Origin of the sequence: Novosphingobium sp. HR1a, assembly GCF_015594425.1 — a bacterium.
GTDB lineage: Bacteria > Pseudomonadota > Alphaproteobacteria > Sphingomonadales > Sphingomonadaceae > Novosphingobium > Novosphingobium resinovorum_A.
Genome location: NZ_JABXWS010000083.1, coordinates 23,675 through 38,592, shown reverse-complemented (window position 1 = coordinate 38,592; position 14,918 = coordinate 23,675). Strand labels below are relative to the sequence as shown.

20 protein-coding genes are annotated in these 14,918 nt (G+C 63.7%); 11 read left to right on the top strand and 9 right to left on the bottom strand.

Annotated elements, in window-relative coordinates:
* Nucleotides 1–118: 118 nt before the first annotated feature.
* Complete coding sequence (locus tag HWN72_RS22045; protein ID WP_211151374.1) at nucleotides 119–535, bottom strand: DUF3617 family protein; 417 nt, start codon at nucleotides 533–535, stop codon at nucleotides 119–121.
* A gap of 217 nt (nucleotides 536–752) precedes the next feature.
* Here HWN72_RS22045 and HWN72_RS22040 point away from each other — a divergent pair, with 217 nt between their 5' ends.
* Complete coding sequence (locus HWN72_RS22040; protein WP_211151373.1) at nucleotides 753–1,163, top strand: DUF2177 family protein; 411 nt, start codon at nucleotides 753–755, stop codon at nucleotides 1,161–1,163.
* Here the strand turns inward: HWN72_RS22040 and HWN72_RS22035 are convergent.
* The 3 genes from HWN72_RS22035 to HWN72_RS22025 all read right to left on the bottom strand — a co-directional run bounded on the left by HWN72_RS22035 (nucleotide 1,129) and on the right by HWN72_RS22025 (nucleotide 3,532).
* Entirely contained in the window at nucleotides 1,129–1,518 is a 390-nt protein-coding gene (locus HWN72_RS22035) for a hypothetical protein (protein ID WP_211151372.1), read from the bottom strand. The genes HWN72_RS22040 and HWN72_RS22035 overlap by 35 nt on opposite strands.
* A gap of 158 nt (nucleotides 1,519–1,676) precedes the next feature.
* Nucleotides 1,677–2,711 (bottom strand): cyclopropane-fatty-acyl-phospholipid synthase family protein, encoded by a 1,035-nt coding sequence (locus HWN72_RS22030; protein ID WP_211151371.1) that lies wholly within the window; start codon nucleotides 2,709–2,711, stop codon nucleotides 1,677–1,679.
* On the bottom strand, nucleotides 2,708–3,532 hold the full coding sequence (locus HWN72_RS22025) for a DUF1295 domain-containing protein (RefSeq protein WP_211151370.1): 825 nt from the start codon (nucleotides 3,530–3,532) through the stop codon (nucleotides 2,708–2,710). Before HWN72_RS22025 ends, HWN72_RS22030 begins: the two co-directional genes overlap by 4 nt.
* Before the next feature lie 123 nt (nucleotides 3,533–3,655).
* Between HWN72_RS22025 and HWN72_RS22020 the strand changes: the two genes are divergently transcribed.
* The 3 genes from HWN72_RS22020 to HWN72_RS22010 are packed head-to-tail and all read left to right on the top strand — an operon-like array spanning nucleotide 3,656 to nucleotide 6,983.
* Nucleotides 3,656–4,975 carry an NAD(P)/FAD-dependent oxidoreductase gene (locus HWN72_RS22020; protein WP_211151369.1) on the top strand — a complete coding sequence of 440 codons (1,320 nt, stop codon included), beginning with the start codon at nucleotides 3,656–3,658 and terminating at the stop codon, nucleotides 4,973–4,975.
* Nucleotides 4,972–5,742, top strand: coding sequence for a DUF1365 domain-containing protein (locus tag HWN72_RS22015; RefSeq protein ID WP_211151368.1), 771 nt, complete (start codon nucleotides 4,972–4,974; stop codon nucleotides 5,740–5,742). The genes HWN72_RS22020 and HWN72_RS22015 overlap by 4 nt, the downstream gene beginning before the upstream one ends.
* The gene (locus tag HWN72_RS22010) at nucleotides 5,739–6,983 is read left to right on the top strand and encodes a cyclopropane-fatty-acyl-phospholipid synthase family protein (RefSeq protein WP_211151367.1); all 1,245 of its coding nucleotides are present in this window, start codon (nucleotides 5,739–5,741) and stop codon (nucleotides 6,981–6,983) included. Before HWN72_RS22015 ends, HWN72_RS22010 begins: the two co-directional genes overlap by 4 nt.
* Before the next feature lie 12 nt (nucleotides 6,984–6,995).
* Here HWN72_RS22010 and HWN72_RS22005 read toward each other — a convergent pair whose 3' ends face one another.
* Nucleotides 6,996–7,709: an anti-sigma factor domain-containing protein gene (locus tag HWN72_RS22005; RefSeq protein WP_211151366.1), complete on the bottom strand. Its 714-nt coding sequence runs from the start codon at nucleotides 7,707–7,709 to the stop codon at nucleotides 6,996–6,998.
* Nucleotides 7,706–8,266, bottom strand: coding sequence for a sigma-70 family RNA polymerase sigma factor (locus HWN72_RS22000; RefSeq protein WP_248006231.1), 561 nt, complete (start codon nucleotides 8,264–8,266; stop codon nucleotides 7,706–7,708). Before HWN72_RS22000 ends, HWN72_RS22005 begins: the two co-directional genes overlap by 4 nt.
* Nucleotides 8,267–8,453: 187 nt before the next feature.
* On the opposite strand from HWN72_RS22000, the gene HWN72_RS21995 reads away from it, so the two are divergent.
* Both HWN72_RS21995 and HWN72_RS21990 read left to right on the top strand, forming a co-directional pair.
* Nucleotides 8,454–9,257 carry an alpha/beta hydrolase gene (locus tag HWN72_RS21995; protein WP_211151365.1) on the top strand — a complete coding sequence of 268 codons (804 nt, stop codon included), beginning with the start codon at nucleotides 8,454–8,456 and terminating at the stop codon, nucleotides 9,255–9,257.
* A gap of 247 nt (nucleotides 9,258–9,504) precedes the next feature.
* Complete coding sequence (locus HWN72_RS21990) at nucleotides 9,505–10,341, top strand: outer membrane protein (RefSeq protein ID WP_211151364.1); 837 nt, start codon at nucleotides 9,505–9,507, stop codon at nucleotides 10,339–10,341.
* Nucleotides 10,342–10,423: 82 nt separating this feature from the next.
* On the opposite strand, the gene HWN72_RS21985 is transcribed toward HWN72_RS21990, so the two are convergent.
* Together HWN72_RS21985 and HWN72_RS21980 are read right to left on the bottom strand one after the other, a co-directional pair.
* Nucleotides 10,424–10,849: a DoxX family protein gene (locus HWN72_RS21985; protein ID WP_211151363.1), complete on the bottom strand. Its 426-nt coding sequence runs from the start codon at nucleotides 10,847–10,849 to the stop codon at nucleotides 10,424–10,426.
* Between the two features lie 76 nt (nucleotides 10,850–10,925).
* Nucleotides 10,926–11,192, bottom strand: a complete 267-nt coding sequence (locus HWN72_RS21980; protein ID WP_211151362.1) for a DUF2282 domain-containing protein — start codon at nucleotides 11,190–11,192, stop codon at nucleotides 10,926–10,928.
* Between the two features lie 209 nt (nucleotides 11,193–11,401).
* On the opposite strand from HWN72_RS21980, the gene HWN72_RS21975 reads away from it, so the two are divergent.
* The 5 genes from HWN72_RS21975 (at nucleotide 11,402) to HWN72_RS21955 (ending at nucleotide 14,593) form a co-directional block, all read left to right on the top strand.
* Nucleotides 11,402–11,941 carry a sigma-70 family RNA polymerase sigma factor gene (locus tag HWN72_RS21975; RefSeq protein WP_211151361.1) on the top strand — a complete coding sequence of 180 codons (540 nt, stop codon included), beginning with the start codon at nucleotides 11,402–11,404 and terminating at the stop codon, nucleotides 11,939–11,941.
* On the top strand, nucleotides 11,938–12,579 hold the full coding sequence (locus HWN72_RS21970) for a DUF1109 domain-containing protein (RefSeq protein ID WP_211151360.1): 642 nt from the start codon (nucleotides 11,938–11,940) through the stop codon (nucleotides 12,577–12,579). Before HWN72_RS21975 ends, HWN72_RS21970 begins: the two co-directional genes overlap by 4 nt.
* An 86-nt stretch (nucleotides 12,580–12,665) precedes the next feature.
* Nucleotides 12,666–12,926 carry a hypothetical protein gene (locus HWN72_RS21965; protein ID WP_211151359.1) on the top strand — a complete coding sequence of 87 codons (261 nt, stop codon included), beginning with the start codon at nucleotides 12,666–12,668 and terminating at the stop codon, nucleotides 12,924–12,926.
* A 57-nt stretch (nucleotides 12,927–12,983) separates the two neighbouring features.
* Nucleotides 12,984–13,838 carry a DUF692 domain-containing protein gene (locus HWN72_RS21960; protein WP_211151358.1) on the top strand — a complete coding sequence of 285 codons (855 nt, stop codon included), beginning with the start codon at nucleotides 12,984–12,986 and terminating at the stop codon, nucleotides 13,836–13,838.
* The gene (locus HWN72_RS21955) at nucleotides 13,835–14,593 is read left to right on the top strand and encodes a DNA-binding domain-containing protein (RefSeq protein ID WP_211151357.1); all 759 of its coding nucleotides are present in this window, start codon (nucleotides 13,835–13,837) and stop codon (nucleotides 14,591–14,593) included. The genes HWN72_RS21960 and HWN72_RS21955 overlap by 4 nt, the downstream gene beginning before the upstream one ends.
* A gap of 75 nt (nucleotides 14,594–14,668) precedes the next feature.
* On the opposite strand, the gene HWN72_RS31265 is transcribed toward HWN72_RS21955, so the two are convergent.
* On the bottom strand, nucleotides 14,669–14,887 hold the full coding sequence (locus tag HWN72_RS31265) for a DUF1993 family protein (RefSeq protein ID WP_256434611.1): 219 nt from the start codon (nucleotides 14,885–14,887) through the stop codon (nucleotides 14,669–14,671).
* Between the last annotated feature and the right edge of the window lie 31 nt (nucleotides 14,888–14,918).

The window sequence follows — 14,918 nt, the reverse complement described above, 5'->3', positions numbered from 1 at the left end:
ATCACTCAAACTGATGCTGGAATAAGCCCTGTTATCGCATGCGGTTGCAGGCGGCGAGTCACGATACGACCCTTTGACAGTCGGTAAACGGAGCAAGATCCCGGCCCCCGCCCGACATTTACCCTGAGTTCTTGCAGCTGTTTGCGACCCTTTTGCCCGCCCCCGTAGTGAGGATGCGAACCGGTTTCCCGCCTTTGGTCCCAGTGCTTGTCGTGGAAATCGAATATGTCGTTGGCGTATACGATCCGCGCGAGGACACGAGCAGGCCATCCGGGAAGTGCTTGTTGGTACAGAACGTGTCGAATTCCAGCTTGCCGTCGACCATCGACAGCCGACGCAGTTTGCACGTAGCGCTATCATCGCCCTGAAGCAGGAATTCCGGATGAATCTGCGCTTCAGCCCGACTGGGACAGTTTCGGCGCGTCGAGTGGCCTGCCGTCAGCCGGATAAGCCATTGCGGGACGCCGGGCACGCTTGCACTCACCAGATCGGTCTGATGCTCCCATTGCCCGCCCATGAAGCTGGTCGCGGCCAAAGCCGGGCCTCCTGTAAGGATGGATAGAACGCCTACTCCGCGCATCATTCTTCCGGAATTTCGCATTGCCGTTACCTTCTCGTTGGCGCCGGTCAGAAGATACGTGAGGGAAAGCCCTTTGGATGATGTCGAAAGGGGCAGGAGGGATCGGAACCCGGGTTCCGACGTTCTGTTCGGATGGCGTTTCACCGGCGCCCGCCAATCGAAAGGGCTGACAATGGCTGCGTGGATCGTAGGGTATCTCGTTACCGCGCTGGTTTTCCTGGCTTGCGATGCCGTATGGCTCAGCTTGGCAGCAAGCCGTCTCTATCGCCGTGAACTAAGCGGATTGCTGATGAACGGGTTTAATCTGGGGCCTGCCGCAGCGTTCTACTTCATCTATATCGCCGGAATTCTCGTCCTTGCAGTGTGGCCTGCGCTGCCGGCCGGACGCTGGACAGGCGCGCTGCTGCGCGGCGCCACGCTGGGCTTTGTCGCCTATGCGACCTATGATCTCACGAACCAGGCCACGCTGCGCGGCTGGTCGGGCCTGGTCACCATCGCGGACCTGTGCTGGGGTACGCTGCTGACCGGTACGGCGGCAACGGCGGGCTTCATCGCCGTGCGCTGGATGTCCGCGCGCGGATGAAGCTCACGAGGATCATCAGCGACAGCACCCCGGCGCTGCCGGCATTGAGCCGGACCAAAGCCGCATGGCCTTCACCGTCAAATACGCCCAAGGGCACGCCGTAATGTCCATACAGCGACAGAGCGCCGAGGACGGCCAACACCACGGCCAGGCCGGCTGGCCACTCATTTCGTCGGGTTCCCAATAGACCGAGCAAAGCACAAGGCAGAAGGAACAACTCGACGCCGCAGGCTTCTCCCAGCGCCTTCGTCGCGACGATGGCGTTCGCCGCGCCTGCGACGGGCAGCAGCATGCGGCCAAAGAGCGAATGGCGCCGGGCCAACGCGGGAACCATGACGAACAGCGGCGTGGACACGAAGGTCCAGCACGCGACCCACCATTCACCCCCCGCGACCCACAGCACTTAGAACGGATATGTCGGCTGGCTGGAAGCAACAAGCAGGGCGATACCGTTGGCAGCCCGCGTCAGGGGATCATCGTGCTGGACATAGGATCGCAGCAGGCCCCTGATAGTCACGCCGACCTTGCGACCGGCTTGAGCCGGTAGTGGCTGACTCCCCATTCCTCGCCCCTGGAATGGCCGAACAGGCCCGCGGTCGCGAGGTAGAACAGGCGCCAGCGCCGCCGCCAGAGCTTTGCCTGCGCGCCATACACTTCGCGCAGCACCACATCGATCTCCGCCCGGTTTGCATCGAAACGGGCAAGCCAGTCCCTTGCGGTCCGTTCGTAGTGCGCGCCATTCCACCGCCACTCCTCCTCGACCTCGAAGCAGTCCGGAAAATTGGCGATCAGGGTGTGGCTGGGCATGATGCCACCGGTGAAGAAGTGCTGGGCGATCCAGTCGGTCTTGTCGCGCGTATCGAAGCGGTAGGGCTGGCTGCGATGGGAAAAGACATGGACGAACAGGCGTCCTTCCGGCGTCAGCCACGAACGGGCCCGTTCCAGCAGGGTGGCCCAGTTTGACATGTGCTCGAACATTTCTACCGACACGATACGGTCGAAAAGGCCCTCCGGCTGGAAGTCGTTCATGTCGGCGGTGATGATGGTGAGATTGGTGAGACCTCGTTCCTGCGCCCGGGTCTCGATGTGCCTGCGTTGCGGTGCGGAATTCGATACGGCCACGATCCGGGCGGTGGGAAAATGTTCAGCCATGAACAGGCTGAGCGATCCCCAGCCGCACCCCAGTTCCAATATCCGCATGCCATCTGCCAAATCGGCGTGGGCGACGGTTTGTTCCAGCGCCAGCACTTCCGCCTCTTCCAGCGTCTCGGTGCCCGATGGATAGAGGCAGCAGCTGTACTTGCGCCGCGCGCCCAGCGTCAGCTCGAAAAAGCGGGGCGGCAATTCGTAATGCTGCTCGTTCGCCGCGTCGGTGTGCTCGGCGATCGGATGATCGCGCATCGCTTTCGCGAAGGCGGCGTCGCTGGGCGGCGAATCGTAAAGGCTTTCGAGGCGGGCGCCGACAAGGAAGTCGATGCCCGATCGGGTCAGGGCATCGGGCAGCGGCATGGCTTCGACGACGCGGATGGCAGTGGCGATGGGATTCATGCCTTGGGATGCTCCTCTAAGCGTGGAACGGGCCAGAACGCGCAAATGCGCCTCTGGGTATCGCGGAAAGCCTCTCCCCGCGAGCGCAGCATGTGCGCCTCAAGCGGAGGGATGCCCGAGACATGGACCAGCAGCCAGTACATGAAGACCGGCCCGGACAGGCTCAGCCAGCCCCAGAGATAGTGCTCATCCAGACCTCCACCGGGACCGATGGCGATCACCGCATAGCCGCACCAGCCCAGCCATTCGAAGAAGTAGTTCGGATGGCGTGAAAGGCTCCACAGTCCGGTTTGACAGACGGCAATGCGATTGCCGGAAGATCGAGCGAATGCGCGCAATTGCGCATCGGCAACCGCCTCTCCGGCGATCGCTGTGCAGAGCAGGAGTGAACCGGCGATATCGCTCCATGCAAAAGCCGGAGACGGGTTGCGCGCGGCCAGAAGAATGGAGATCGCCAGCAGCCAGCCGGCGACCGCCTGAACCTGCAGGAAGGCGAACAGCCTGCATGGAAACCGCGCGCCCCACTCGCTGCGCAATTGCGCATAGCGCGGATCGTCATGACCCGGCCTGATGCGGCGCGCGATGTGGGTGCCAAGGCGCAGCGACCACGCCCCGGCAAGGGCTGCGACGAGCCACTGGCGCGGCGTCGGCGACCCGGAGATGGGTGCCAAAGCTCCGACGACCCCTGCCAGCCCAACCGCGTAGGACCAGACCACGTCCGTCCAGCCGGAAGCGCCCGGTCGGCGTGCGATCAGCCACACTCCGACCATCGCCACGGACAGCCCGGCGGCAAGCATTGCGGCGAGAAGAAAGGCGCTCATGAAAGCAGATACGCAAGGGTCTGCCGCTTGGATGCGCCCCTGCGATTTTTCCCGTCATCCAAACCGCGCTGCGCTGCGTATCTGCTTGAACGGAGACAGATGGTGCCGACTGGAGATAAGCGAATGAAGTCAGACGGGACGTTGGACATCGCCATCGTCGGCAGCGGGATTTCCGGCCTGTCGGCCGCATGGCTGCTTTCGCAGCGTCACCGCGTCACGCTGTTCGAGGCGGATGGGCGGATCGGCGGGCACAGCCATACGGCCATGGTCGGCGACACTCCGGTCGATACCGGATTCATCGTCTACAATGAACAGAGCTATCCCAATCTGACGGCTCTGTTCCGGCATTTCGACGTACCGACCAAGCCGACCGAAATGACCTTCGCGGTGTCGCTCAATCGCGGAAAGCTTGAATATTCCGGCACCGACCTTGGCGGCCTCTTCGCCCAGCGCCGCAATCTGGCATCGCCGCGCTTCTGGTCGATGTTACGCGATTTGGAGCGGTTCTATCGCCGCGCTCCGCGCGATCTGCCGGAAATGGGCACAGTGGGGCTTGGCGCGTATCTCGACGGGTTGGGTTGCGGCGCGGCCTTTCGGGACGACCACCTCTATCCGATGGCCGCCGCGATCTGGTCCACGCCGGTGCGCGACATTCCAGGCTACCCGGCGGCCGCCTTCGTGCGGTTCTGTGAAAATCACGGGCTTCTGAAACTGGGACGCCGCCCGACCTGGCGCACGGTGGATGGCGGCAGCCGCGAATATGTCGAGCGGCTGACGCGCAGCTTTGCCGACCGCATCCGGCCGTTCGCGCAGGTGCGGGAAATCCGGCGCATCGGTGGCGGCGTCGAGATCGCTTGCAACGGCTTGGTAGAGCGTTTCGACCATGTGGTGATCGCGGCCCATGCCGATCAGGCCCTATGCATGCTGACCGACCCCGACGCACGGGAAACCCGCGTGCTGGGCGCCTTCGGGTATCGTCGCAACGAGGCCGTCCTCCACTCCGATCCGGCGCTGATGCCGCAGCGCAGGCGGGTGTGGTCGAGCTGGAACTATGCCTCCGAGCGGGGCGAAAGCGCACCGGCGCTGTCGGTGACCTACTGGATGAACCGGCTTCAGGGCATTCCGGAAAGCCGTCCCCTTTTCCTGACCCTGAATCCTTTGGTGGAACCGGACCCTGCGCTCGTCCATCGCCGCGACATCTATCACCATCCGATCTTCGACGCCGCCGCCGGCGAAGCCCAAGGCGAATTGTGGTCGTTGCAGGGGCAACGCAATACCTGGTTCTGCGGTGCCTACTTCGGCGCCGGATTCCACGAGGACGGGCTGCAGGCAGGCCTTGCCGTGGCCGAGCAGCTTGGCGGCCTACGCCGCCCGTGGAGCGTCGAGGGCGAATCGGATCGCATCCAGATCACCGCACCTGCGCGGCAGCAGGTGGCGGCATGACCGGAACTTCAGCACTCTATGTCGGGTCGGTCATGCATCGGCGGGTCAGGCCGAAGCCCCATCGCCTGCGCTATCGCATGTTCTCACTGTTGCTTGACCTTGACGAGATCGACGCAGTGGCGGGTGGATTGCGGCTGTTATCGCGCAACCGTTTCAATCTGTTTTCCTTCCACGACCGCGATTATGCCGCAGGCACGGATGAGCCGCTGCGTGCGCAGATCGAGCAGCATCTGACAGCGGCTGGACTATCACCGGATGGCGGCGCGATACGGCTTCTGACGATGCCGCGCATCCTGGGCTTCGCGTTCAATCCGCTCAGCGTCTACTTCTGCCATCGCCGCGACGGGCAGCTGATGGCCGTCCTGTGCGAAGTGAACAACACCTTCGGCGAACGCCATAGCTACCTGCTCCCGGTTGGACCGGGAGATGCACCTTTCCGGCAGGATTGCGCCAAGGTGTTCCACGTTTCGCCATTCATGGCGATGGACATGCATTACGCTTTTCGCGTGGCGCCGCCCGACCAGCGGCTGTCCATCGCGATCACCGTATCGGACGGGCAAGGTACGGTATTGACCGCCGTCCATTCCGCTGAGCGCAGAGCCCTGACCGATGGTGCATTGCTGCGCGTATTCGTGACGCAGCCGCTGCTGACGCTCAAGGTGGTGGGCGGGATTCTGTGGGAGGCACTGCGGTTATGGCTCAAAGGTGTTCCCGTCCGCCACCATCCGGCCCCGCCTGCCCAGCAGGTCACGGTGGCACGGGCATGACGCGCGAAAACGTCGCCGCCGAGCCTCGCGCAGCAGCCGGGGCACGGCCTTCCGGTTCGGGCACGAAACGCGCGCAGCCCTGGCTGATCCGCCGAGTGCTGGCGCAGATCGTGTGCGGGCGGCTCACCGTCGTTCTGCCTTCGGGACGCACGATCACTCATGTCGGTACACAGCCGGGCCCGCATGGGGTCATGGAATTGCACAGCGGCCGTGCCTTTCGGCGGTTGCTTTCACGCGGCGACGTAGGGTTTGCCGAAGGCTACATCGCCGGAGACTGGACCAGCCCCGATCTGACCTCGCTGATCGCCATGGCAGCCCTCAACGTGGCGCGGCTGGACAGGATCCTGGAGGGGTTTGCGCCGATCCGGCTGTGGCGGCGCCTGTCCCACGCTCTCAAGCGCAATTCGGCGACGGGCAGCCGCAGGAACATCATGTTCCATTACGATCTGGGCAATGCTTTCTATCGGCTTTGGCTTGATGACAGCATGACATATTCTTCCGCCTGCAGCATCGCGCCGGGGCAATCACTGGAGGCATCACAAACCGAAAAGCTGGCAAGGATCACTGATCTTCTTGCTCTCGATGCGGGGATGGAGGTGCTGGAAATCGGATGCGGATGGGGAGCCCTGGCGACCCGTATCGGACATCTCGGCGCCCGTGTGAAAGGGTTGACCCTGTCCACCGAACAACTGGCCTGGGCGCGCAGGACCGTGGATGAGACCGGCCTGACCCACGCCGTGGACCTGAACCTTCAGGACTATCGGGACGAGACGGCACGTTACGATCGCATCGTCTCGATCGAGATGCTCGAAGCGGTCGGTGAAACCTACTGGCCGGTCTATTTCCGCAAGCTATCCGAATGCATCCGACCGCAGGGGCGCATCGTTCTGCAGGCCATCACCATCCGCGAGGATCGGTTCGCGTCCTACAAGCGTAACCCCGATTTCATTCAGCGCTACATCTTTCCCGGCGGCATGTTGCCCACCGTCGCCATGCTCCGACAGCAGGCTGAAACGGCTGGCCTTGCGGTGGTCGGCGAAGAGCGATTTGCCCAAGGCTATGCCGATACCCTGGCGGCTTGGCGAGACCGCTTCGAAGCGGCATGGCCGCAGATCGCGTCGCTGGGCTTCGGCGCCGAATTCCGCAGGCTTTGGACATATTACCTCAGCTACTGCGAGGCGGGTTTCCGATCCGGGACCATCGACGTCGGTCTCTACGTTCTGGAGCCGCAGCGCCGATAGCCGCTGCCGATCTCAGGTCGCGACCAGCTTGCCGGTCAGGATCACCGGCCCGGTCGGCTGACCGGTCGGCGAACCTCCCACCGGCTCGACAGATACCGCGATCGTGGCGCCTGCTGCCATGGCAGCGGATGCGGCCTCCGGAATCTTCGCCCACCCCGGCGCCGAAGGATCGAAGATCCCCATCGAGCGCGGCTTGCCATCGGCGGGGATCACCCATAGCTCGGGCGAGCGATCCGGGAGTTGCAACCCGTTGGCGGCGGAAGTCATGCGTCCGTTCGCCGGGTCGAAGCTGACGGTGACCACGCCTTTCTCGCCGGTCAGGACCGCGACCATCGGTGCCGTGCTGGCGGCCTGCTGGACCACGGGGACCCGAACGAACACGCTATCGGGCTTGCGCAGCGCCACCACACCCAGGACAAGGGCCGCGGTCCCGGCGACCAGCGTTCCTGCCTGCCACCAGCGCAAACGGGCATTGCCATGGGCTTGAGGCGATACGTCATTGGCAGGTAGCCGTGCTTCTATCGCGGTCCATACTGACGGACGGGGCGCTTCGCCGGGGCCCGAGGCCATGGCGCAGGCATGGGCATTCCATCGCGCATACGCCGCCGCAAAGTCCGGGTCGCTGTCCAGCCGCAGCCGGGCCGCTCGCCGCTCGTCGCCATCGATCAAATGGAAGGCCAGCTCAGCCGCCAGCAGTTCGTCGTCGTCAGACAGCGGCGCGCTCATTGCAGGCAATCCCTCAGCTTGAGCAGGGCCCGGCGAATGCGGCTCTTGATCGTGCCCAGCGGGGTGGATGCGCGCGCAGCGAGTTCGGCATACGTCGATCCCTCGAAGAACGCCGTCCGGATGAGATGGTGCTCCCCGTTTTCGAGTGTACCCATGCAATGGGCGAGGCGCTGCTCATCCTCGCCCATTTCAAGAATGTCGGAGGCCCCCGGTGCATCATCCGCGATTTCCGAAGCCAGTTCGATCGGGCTTGCGGCAATCTTGCCGCCGGAGCGCAGGCGATCGACCGCGCGGTTGCGCGTGAGGGTTATCAGCCAGGTCATGGCGGTGCCGCGCGACGCATCGAACGCCGCAGCACGCCGCCAAACCTGGAGATATGCTTCTTGCAAGGCTTCTTCCGCTTCGTGTCTCACAGGCAAGATACGGAGGCATACGCCGAATAGTTTCACCGAAGTGCGGCGATAGACTTCCTCGAAGGCAGCCCTGTCGCCGGACGCCACTTTCTGCAAGGCCGTTGCCAAACTGATGGCGCTCATGTCGGAAATCGTCGTGTCCATGCGCATCCATCGGGGGGTGGGCAACGTAGCTCTATCGGCTGCGAGACTATAGCGTGGGCACTTCCTTGCAAGGCGGATGTTATGACCAGGATGAAACTCCAGATTCCGGATCGCCGTGAAGCTCGGTAGGGCAGGCATCGCAGGGCTGCTGCTGGGCACCCTGGCCTCCGCCTGCTCTCCGCTCCAGATGTTCAATGCGGTGATGCCGAAGGACAGCGGCACCGTACTTGCCGTTCGCGGAGCAGCTTTCGGACCCGACCCTCGGCAACACGTCGACGTCTATCACCCCGGGAACGATTCCGCCGCCCCCCGGCCGATCATCGTCTTCTTCTACGGCGGGTCGTGGAACTCCGGCACGAAAAGCGGTTATGCGTTCGTCGGTCGCGCCTTGGCGGCGCGCGGCTTCGTTGTGGCGATCCCCGATTATCGTCTGGTCCCGCAAGTGCGCTATCCGGCTTTTCTGGAAGACAACGCCGCTGCGGTGCGCTGGGTCAGGTCGCATGCCGGCGAATTCGGCGGGGACCGTGACCGGCTGATCCTCGCCGGTCATTCGGCAGGTGCCTACAATGCCGCCATGCTGGCCCTGGACCCTCGCTGGCTCGGGAAGGACCGATCGTTTGTCCGTGGTCTGATAGGGCTTGCCGGACCCTACGACTTCCTGCCGTTCGACGGCGCGGTGGTGAAGCAAGCCTTCGCCGGGGTCGAGACACCAGAACTCACGCAGCCGGTTCATTTTGTGGCATCAGGCGATCCCCCGGCATTTCTTGCGACGGGCGACAAGGACGACGTGGTGCGCCCGACCAACAGCGATGCCCTGGCGCGAAAGCTTCAGGCCGCAGGCATACGCGTCGAACGCCGCCGCTATCCGGAAGTCGGGCATGCAGGCCTCGTCACGGCGATCGCAAAACCGCTGCGCGGCCGGGCGACCGTGTTGGACGACATGGTCGCATTTACCGATCAGGTGGCTCGGTCCGAACGGGATAAGAAGTGAGCATCCGCCGCTCATCTGTTCTCGGAGACTTGATAAATAATTCGTAATGGCTTGAGAAGATCAGGACGCCTCGACAGCGGCGTTCAGGCCTTTGCGCTCACGCTCGGTTTAATCCCGGCCTCGCTGCTACGTGCACTTGCATGCACCGGCAATGAAACCTTACACGTCGGCCACGCAACGACGATGGCACCCGGATGTTTGCCTTCCCGACAGCGGCCTTTCCGGCCGTCTGCAACGGAGGATTTGCATGAGGGCACTGTACTATGCGCCTTTGGGTGCAATGGCGCTCGCTCTTGCCGCGCCAGCATTCGCGCAGGACGGGGAACCCGTGGACTGGAGCGGCCCGTACATCGGCGGCTCGATCGGCTACACGTTCCAGAAGAGCGACAACAACGAGCACTTGCGCTTCGACACGAACGCCGATGGCAACTTCAACGATACGGTCACTACAACCACCGACGCCAATGCCTTCTCTCCCGGCACTTGCGGCGGCGCGGCACGCGGTTCGACGCCGGACAGTGGGTGCCGCGGTGACAAGGACGCGCTAAGCTGGATGGGTCACGTCGGCTATGATCGCCAGTTCGGCAGTATCGTGGCGGGCGTGGTCGCAGAAGCGGGCAAGACGTACATCGACGATACCGTCAGCGAGTATTCGACGACCCCGGCGTATTACACCATGCGCCGGCAGATCGACTGGAACGGCAATCTGCGTGCAAGGCTGGGCGTAACTACGCGCAGTGGTATCATGCCCTATGTGACGGGCGGCCTATCCTACGCCAAGGTTCAGAACAGCTTTGACACCAGCAATGGCGCGAACAGCTTTACCGAGGTGAACCGAAAGGAGGATGCGTGGGGCTGGAACCTCGGTGGCGGTGTGGAAGCCAAGGTCGCGCAAAACTTCTCGATCGGCGCGCGCTATCTCTATACCCGCTACAATGTCGGCGATTACCGCGTCGATGTCGGCGCGGGCACCGCACCGCCGACAAACCCGTTCCGCCTCACGCCATCGGGCGGCGCGAGCATCAGTCGCGGCGACAAGTTCGATACCCAGAGCGTCATGGTGACCAGCAGCTTCCGCTTCTGATCACATTCGAAAGTGAGCGGCTGCGAGCTTAGGCTTCGCAGCTGCTTTTGGTTTGTCGGTGCAGCTTATCGTTGGAGATGTTTCAGCGGCGATCAAGCGCCCAGCGACCGCTTCCGCGCGCGAGCAACAGGAGCAGGATCGCTGCCCAGCTCAGATGCGTCGGCCAGGCATCGGGATAGACGAATATCTCGATGATTGTGGTCATCCCCAGCAAAGCCGCTGCGGCTGGCCGGGTAAAGAGTCCGAGGACCAGCAGGATCGGGAACAGGTGCTCGCTGTAAGTCGCCGCGTGGGCGGCGATTTCGGGAGGGATCAGCGGCAGCGCATATTCGCTGCGGAACAGCTCGTAAGTGCCGGGAGTGATGGTGAGCAGCCCCTCCACCTTCGTCCTGCCGGACATGAAGAAAACGGCCGCGATCCCCAGCCGCGCGACGAGCAACAGCAGGGCCTCGGGCAAGAGCCGTGCGAGCAGTCGGGCTAAACGATCTTGCAGGGTAGCGAGCGACATGGTGATTACTCCGCGTGGGAAGGGCAAGCCGGCGTCACGGCGGGCGAACCGCCGGACGCAGGCTTGCGAGCATGGCTCAGCCCTTGGGCGTCAGCGATCCGGGGCCCTTCGGAGTCTTCGTAGTCACGCAGGTTCCCGCCTTGACCAGCTTCCAGGCATTGCCCTGATAGTTCGTCTTCGACGTACCCGCGCAGCTGGTGCCGGCACCCGCCTTGCAGTCGTTCTTGCCCGCAAGCGCAACGCCGTAGCACTTCTCCATCGGCTTGTCGGCGGGCGCGGCGGATGCGCTGCTCGCAATCGAGACGGCGAGCGCGGCGGCAAGGGCGGCATGGGTTTTGATCATATGGAAATGTCCTTGGTCTGATGCCTCCCGGGCGGCTGACGCGGGGCCATTTCAGTGCCGGTGATCGCGAGGAGGCAGTTCAGGTGCGGATCACGAAGGAGCATTCGGGCTCACCCGTCAAAAGGTTACGGTGTCGCGCGAACTATTTCTCTGTACGCTGCCTGTAACTTTCGCCGTCGTTGCCCCGAAGAAGGGGGGCAGGAGCGTGAATGCGGGCAAGCGAAGACCAACTCAGGAGCATGATGATCGGCGGCCTCGAAGGCGACGCCGTGGCCCATGCCGCACTGTTGTCCGCCCTTGTGCCGCTATTGCGCGCCTTCTACCGCCGCCGCATGCGCGATGGCGGAGACGATATCGAGGATCTCGTGCAGGAAACGCTGATTGCCGTTCACACCCGCCGCGCCACGTACGACCGCGACCGCATGTTCACGGCCTGGCTCTTCGCGATCGCGCGCTACAAGATGGTCGATCATTTCCGCAGCCGGCGGCGGCTGTGCCCGATCGAAGGGCTTGAGGAAATCCTCGTCGCGGAAGGCTTCGAGGATGCCAGCAACGCCCGGATGGATATGGACCGGCTGCTGGGCGATCTGCCCGAAAAGCAGGCGGCCGCCATTCGCCGCACGAAGATCGACGGCCTCAGAATCAGCGAGGCTGCCGGTCAAGGCGGGCTCAGCGAGGCCGACGTGAAGGTCTCGGTCCATCGCGGTCTCAAGGCGCTGGCATCACGGATCATGGGGGAGCGGCGATGAAGACCGATGACCTCATCAAAACCCTCTCGAAGAACGTTCCTGCGGTACGCCGTGGTGCGGTCGGTCGCCGGATCGGCGCGGGCATCCTTGCCGGCGCGCTGGTGACGATCGTGCTGGTGGTCGCGGGCCTGGGCATCCGTCCCGACCTCGGCCTTGCCATGCGCGGCTACTCGTTCTGGATGAAATGGATCTACACCGCATCGCTCGGCGTCGGTGCGCTGGTGATGGTGGCGCGCCTGGCACGCCCGGATGCGGTGCGGCTGCGCTGGTTGTGGGTTATCGCAGTGCCGGTGGTGCTGCTGGCGATGATCGGCGGCACCGAGATGGCGCACGTTCCGCCCGGCGACTGGCTGGCGATGTGGCTGGGGCAAAGCTGGAAGGTGTGCCCGTGGATCGTGCTGGCACTGTCGGCGCCGATCTTCGTAGGCCTGCTCTGGTCGTTCCGCCGGCTGGCTCCGACGCGGCTGCGTGCCGCCGGGGCGGCGGCCGGACTGGCTTCCGGCGCGTGGGCCGCCACGCTCTATTGCCTGCACTGCCCCGAGGTATCGGCGATCTTCGTTCTGACATGGTACACGCTGGGCATCGCGCTCGCCGCCGCTGCCGGAGCCGTGCTCGGGCCGCGCCTGCTGCGCTGGTGAAAAGAAACTTTCGGGTGCTGTAACCGATCCCCGTCCACCACCGAACTGGAGGGGCCAATCGGGCACGACAATTCGGAGAGAGTTTCATGAACAGCATCAAGATGGGCGCCAGCTTCGCCGCCACCGCCGCCATCCTCGCCCTCAGCGCCGCCACCCCGGTCATCGCCAAGGACGCCAAGGCCGAAACCGTCCACTGCTACGGCGTCAACAGCTGCAAGGGCACCTCGGACTGCAAGACCTCGGCCAACGACTGCAAGGGCATGAACGTGTGCAAGGGCCACGGCTTCAAGGAAATGACCGCCAAGGCCTGCACCGCTGCCGGCGGCATGCTGACCGAAGCGAAGTAAGCCTTCCTGCCCGGCCGTCGCACCGGCCGAGCACCCTCCTGCCGCAGAGTCAGCCCCATGCCCTTCGCCGCTGCACCCCCGAGCGAACCGACCTTTTCCGGCTACGGCCTCGGCCTGCGCAAGGAGCACTACCGCGACTTTCTGGAAACGCAGGTGCCCGTCGATTTCGTCGAGGTCATCTCGGAGAACTTCATGGTCGATGGTGGGCGCCCGCGCGACACCTTGCGCCGGATACGCGAACGCCATCCCGTGGCACTGCACAGCGTTTCCATGTCGATCGGGTCCGCCGACGGCCTCGACCGCGCCTACCTTGCCCGCCTTCGGCAGCTGGTGGACGAAATCGAGCCGCTGTTCGTATCCGACCACCTGAGTTGGTCGCGGTTCGAAGGGTTCAATTCGCACGACCTGCTGCCGCTTCCCTACACCGAGGAAGCGCTGGACGTGGTCTGCGCCAACGTGACAATGGCACAGGACGTGCTGCAACGTGCGATGCTGATCGAGAACCCCTCCAGCTACGTCGCCTTCGACGGATCGGGGATGAGCGAATGGGAGTTCATCGAGGCGCTGTGCCGCCGCACCGGCTGCCACCTGCTGCTGGACGTCAACAATATCTTCGTCAGCGCTTCCAACCACGGTTTCGACACGTTGGACTATCTCGCCGGCATCCCTGCGGACCGGGTGCGACAGGTTCATCTGGCCGGCCACAGCCAAGGCACGGATATGCTGATCGACACCCATGACCGGCCGGTGCCGTCTTCGGTATGGGCGCTCTACGAACACGCCATGGGCCGCCTCGGCCCGATCGCGACGATGATAGAGCGGGACGATGCCATTCCGCCGCTGGGCGACCTTCTGGACGAATTGGCCCTCGCACGCACTATCGGTCGCAATGCGGACAGGAGAGCGGCATGAACCTCAAGGCATTGCAGCACGATTTTCGCGCGTGGCTGGTGGACGGCGGGGAAGATTACGCTGACCGTTTCGAACGTCGCGCCCGGCCCGGCCTGCTCGTCTACCAGAACAATTATCGCAGCCAGCTCGTCGCCTGCCTTTCCGAGGCCTTCGAGCGATTGCACGCATGGCTGGGCGACGAGGCGTTTCTGGCCGCAGCCATCGCGCATATCGATGCGGTTCCGCCGACGCACTGGACGCTCGATGCCTATCCGAGTGCCTTTCCCACGACTATGGCCTGCCTCTACCCCGATGACCCAGAGGTCGCCGAACTCGCGTGGATGGACTGGGCGCTCGCGCGTGCCTTCACCGCTGCCGACGCAGCGCCGCTGACTTCTGCGGCGATCGCGCAAGTCGATTGGGACCGGGCGGGAATCGTGTTCACGCCTTCGCTTGTGATGGCCGAGATCGCCACGAACGCTGCTGCGATCTGGTCCGCGCTGGCGGCGGGCGAGATTCCCCCGCCAGTCCGGCCACTGCCTGAAACGGGCAGCCTGCTGGTTTGGCGAGATGGCTTCACGCCGCGCTTTCGCACCATCGACCCAGTCGAGCGCGGTGCGGTCGAACGGATGCTCGCACGCGGCAGTTTCACTGACCTGTGTGCCGCCATGGTCGAGGATATGGGAGAAACCGTGGGGGTCGCACGGGCCGGAGCGCTGCTCGGCCAATGGGTCGGCGACGGATTGATCGTCGGCACAGGCTCGCCAGACTTGTGAACCTTTGACCCCGTATCATCTACTGATGCCCGACCTTGAGCGGAGCTATCGGCAGGTTCGCAGGCCGTGGCACTACTATATCGGCTTCTTGCGTATTCTGCCGTAGAAATCGCGCTTTCCGATCTGAACTCCTTTCATGCGCAGGATGTCGTATGCGGCGGTGGCGTGAAAATAGAAGCTGGGTTGCGAGAATGACAGCAGGACATCCCCGGCTAAAACATCGATATGACTGGCGCGAGTTCGCAAAAAGCGGACGGCTACCTTGACTTGGCTCGGAAACGAATTTTTTGCCAGCTGGCAAGTCTGAGCATCGAAGAAGTCATTC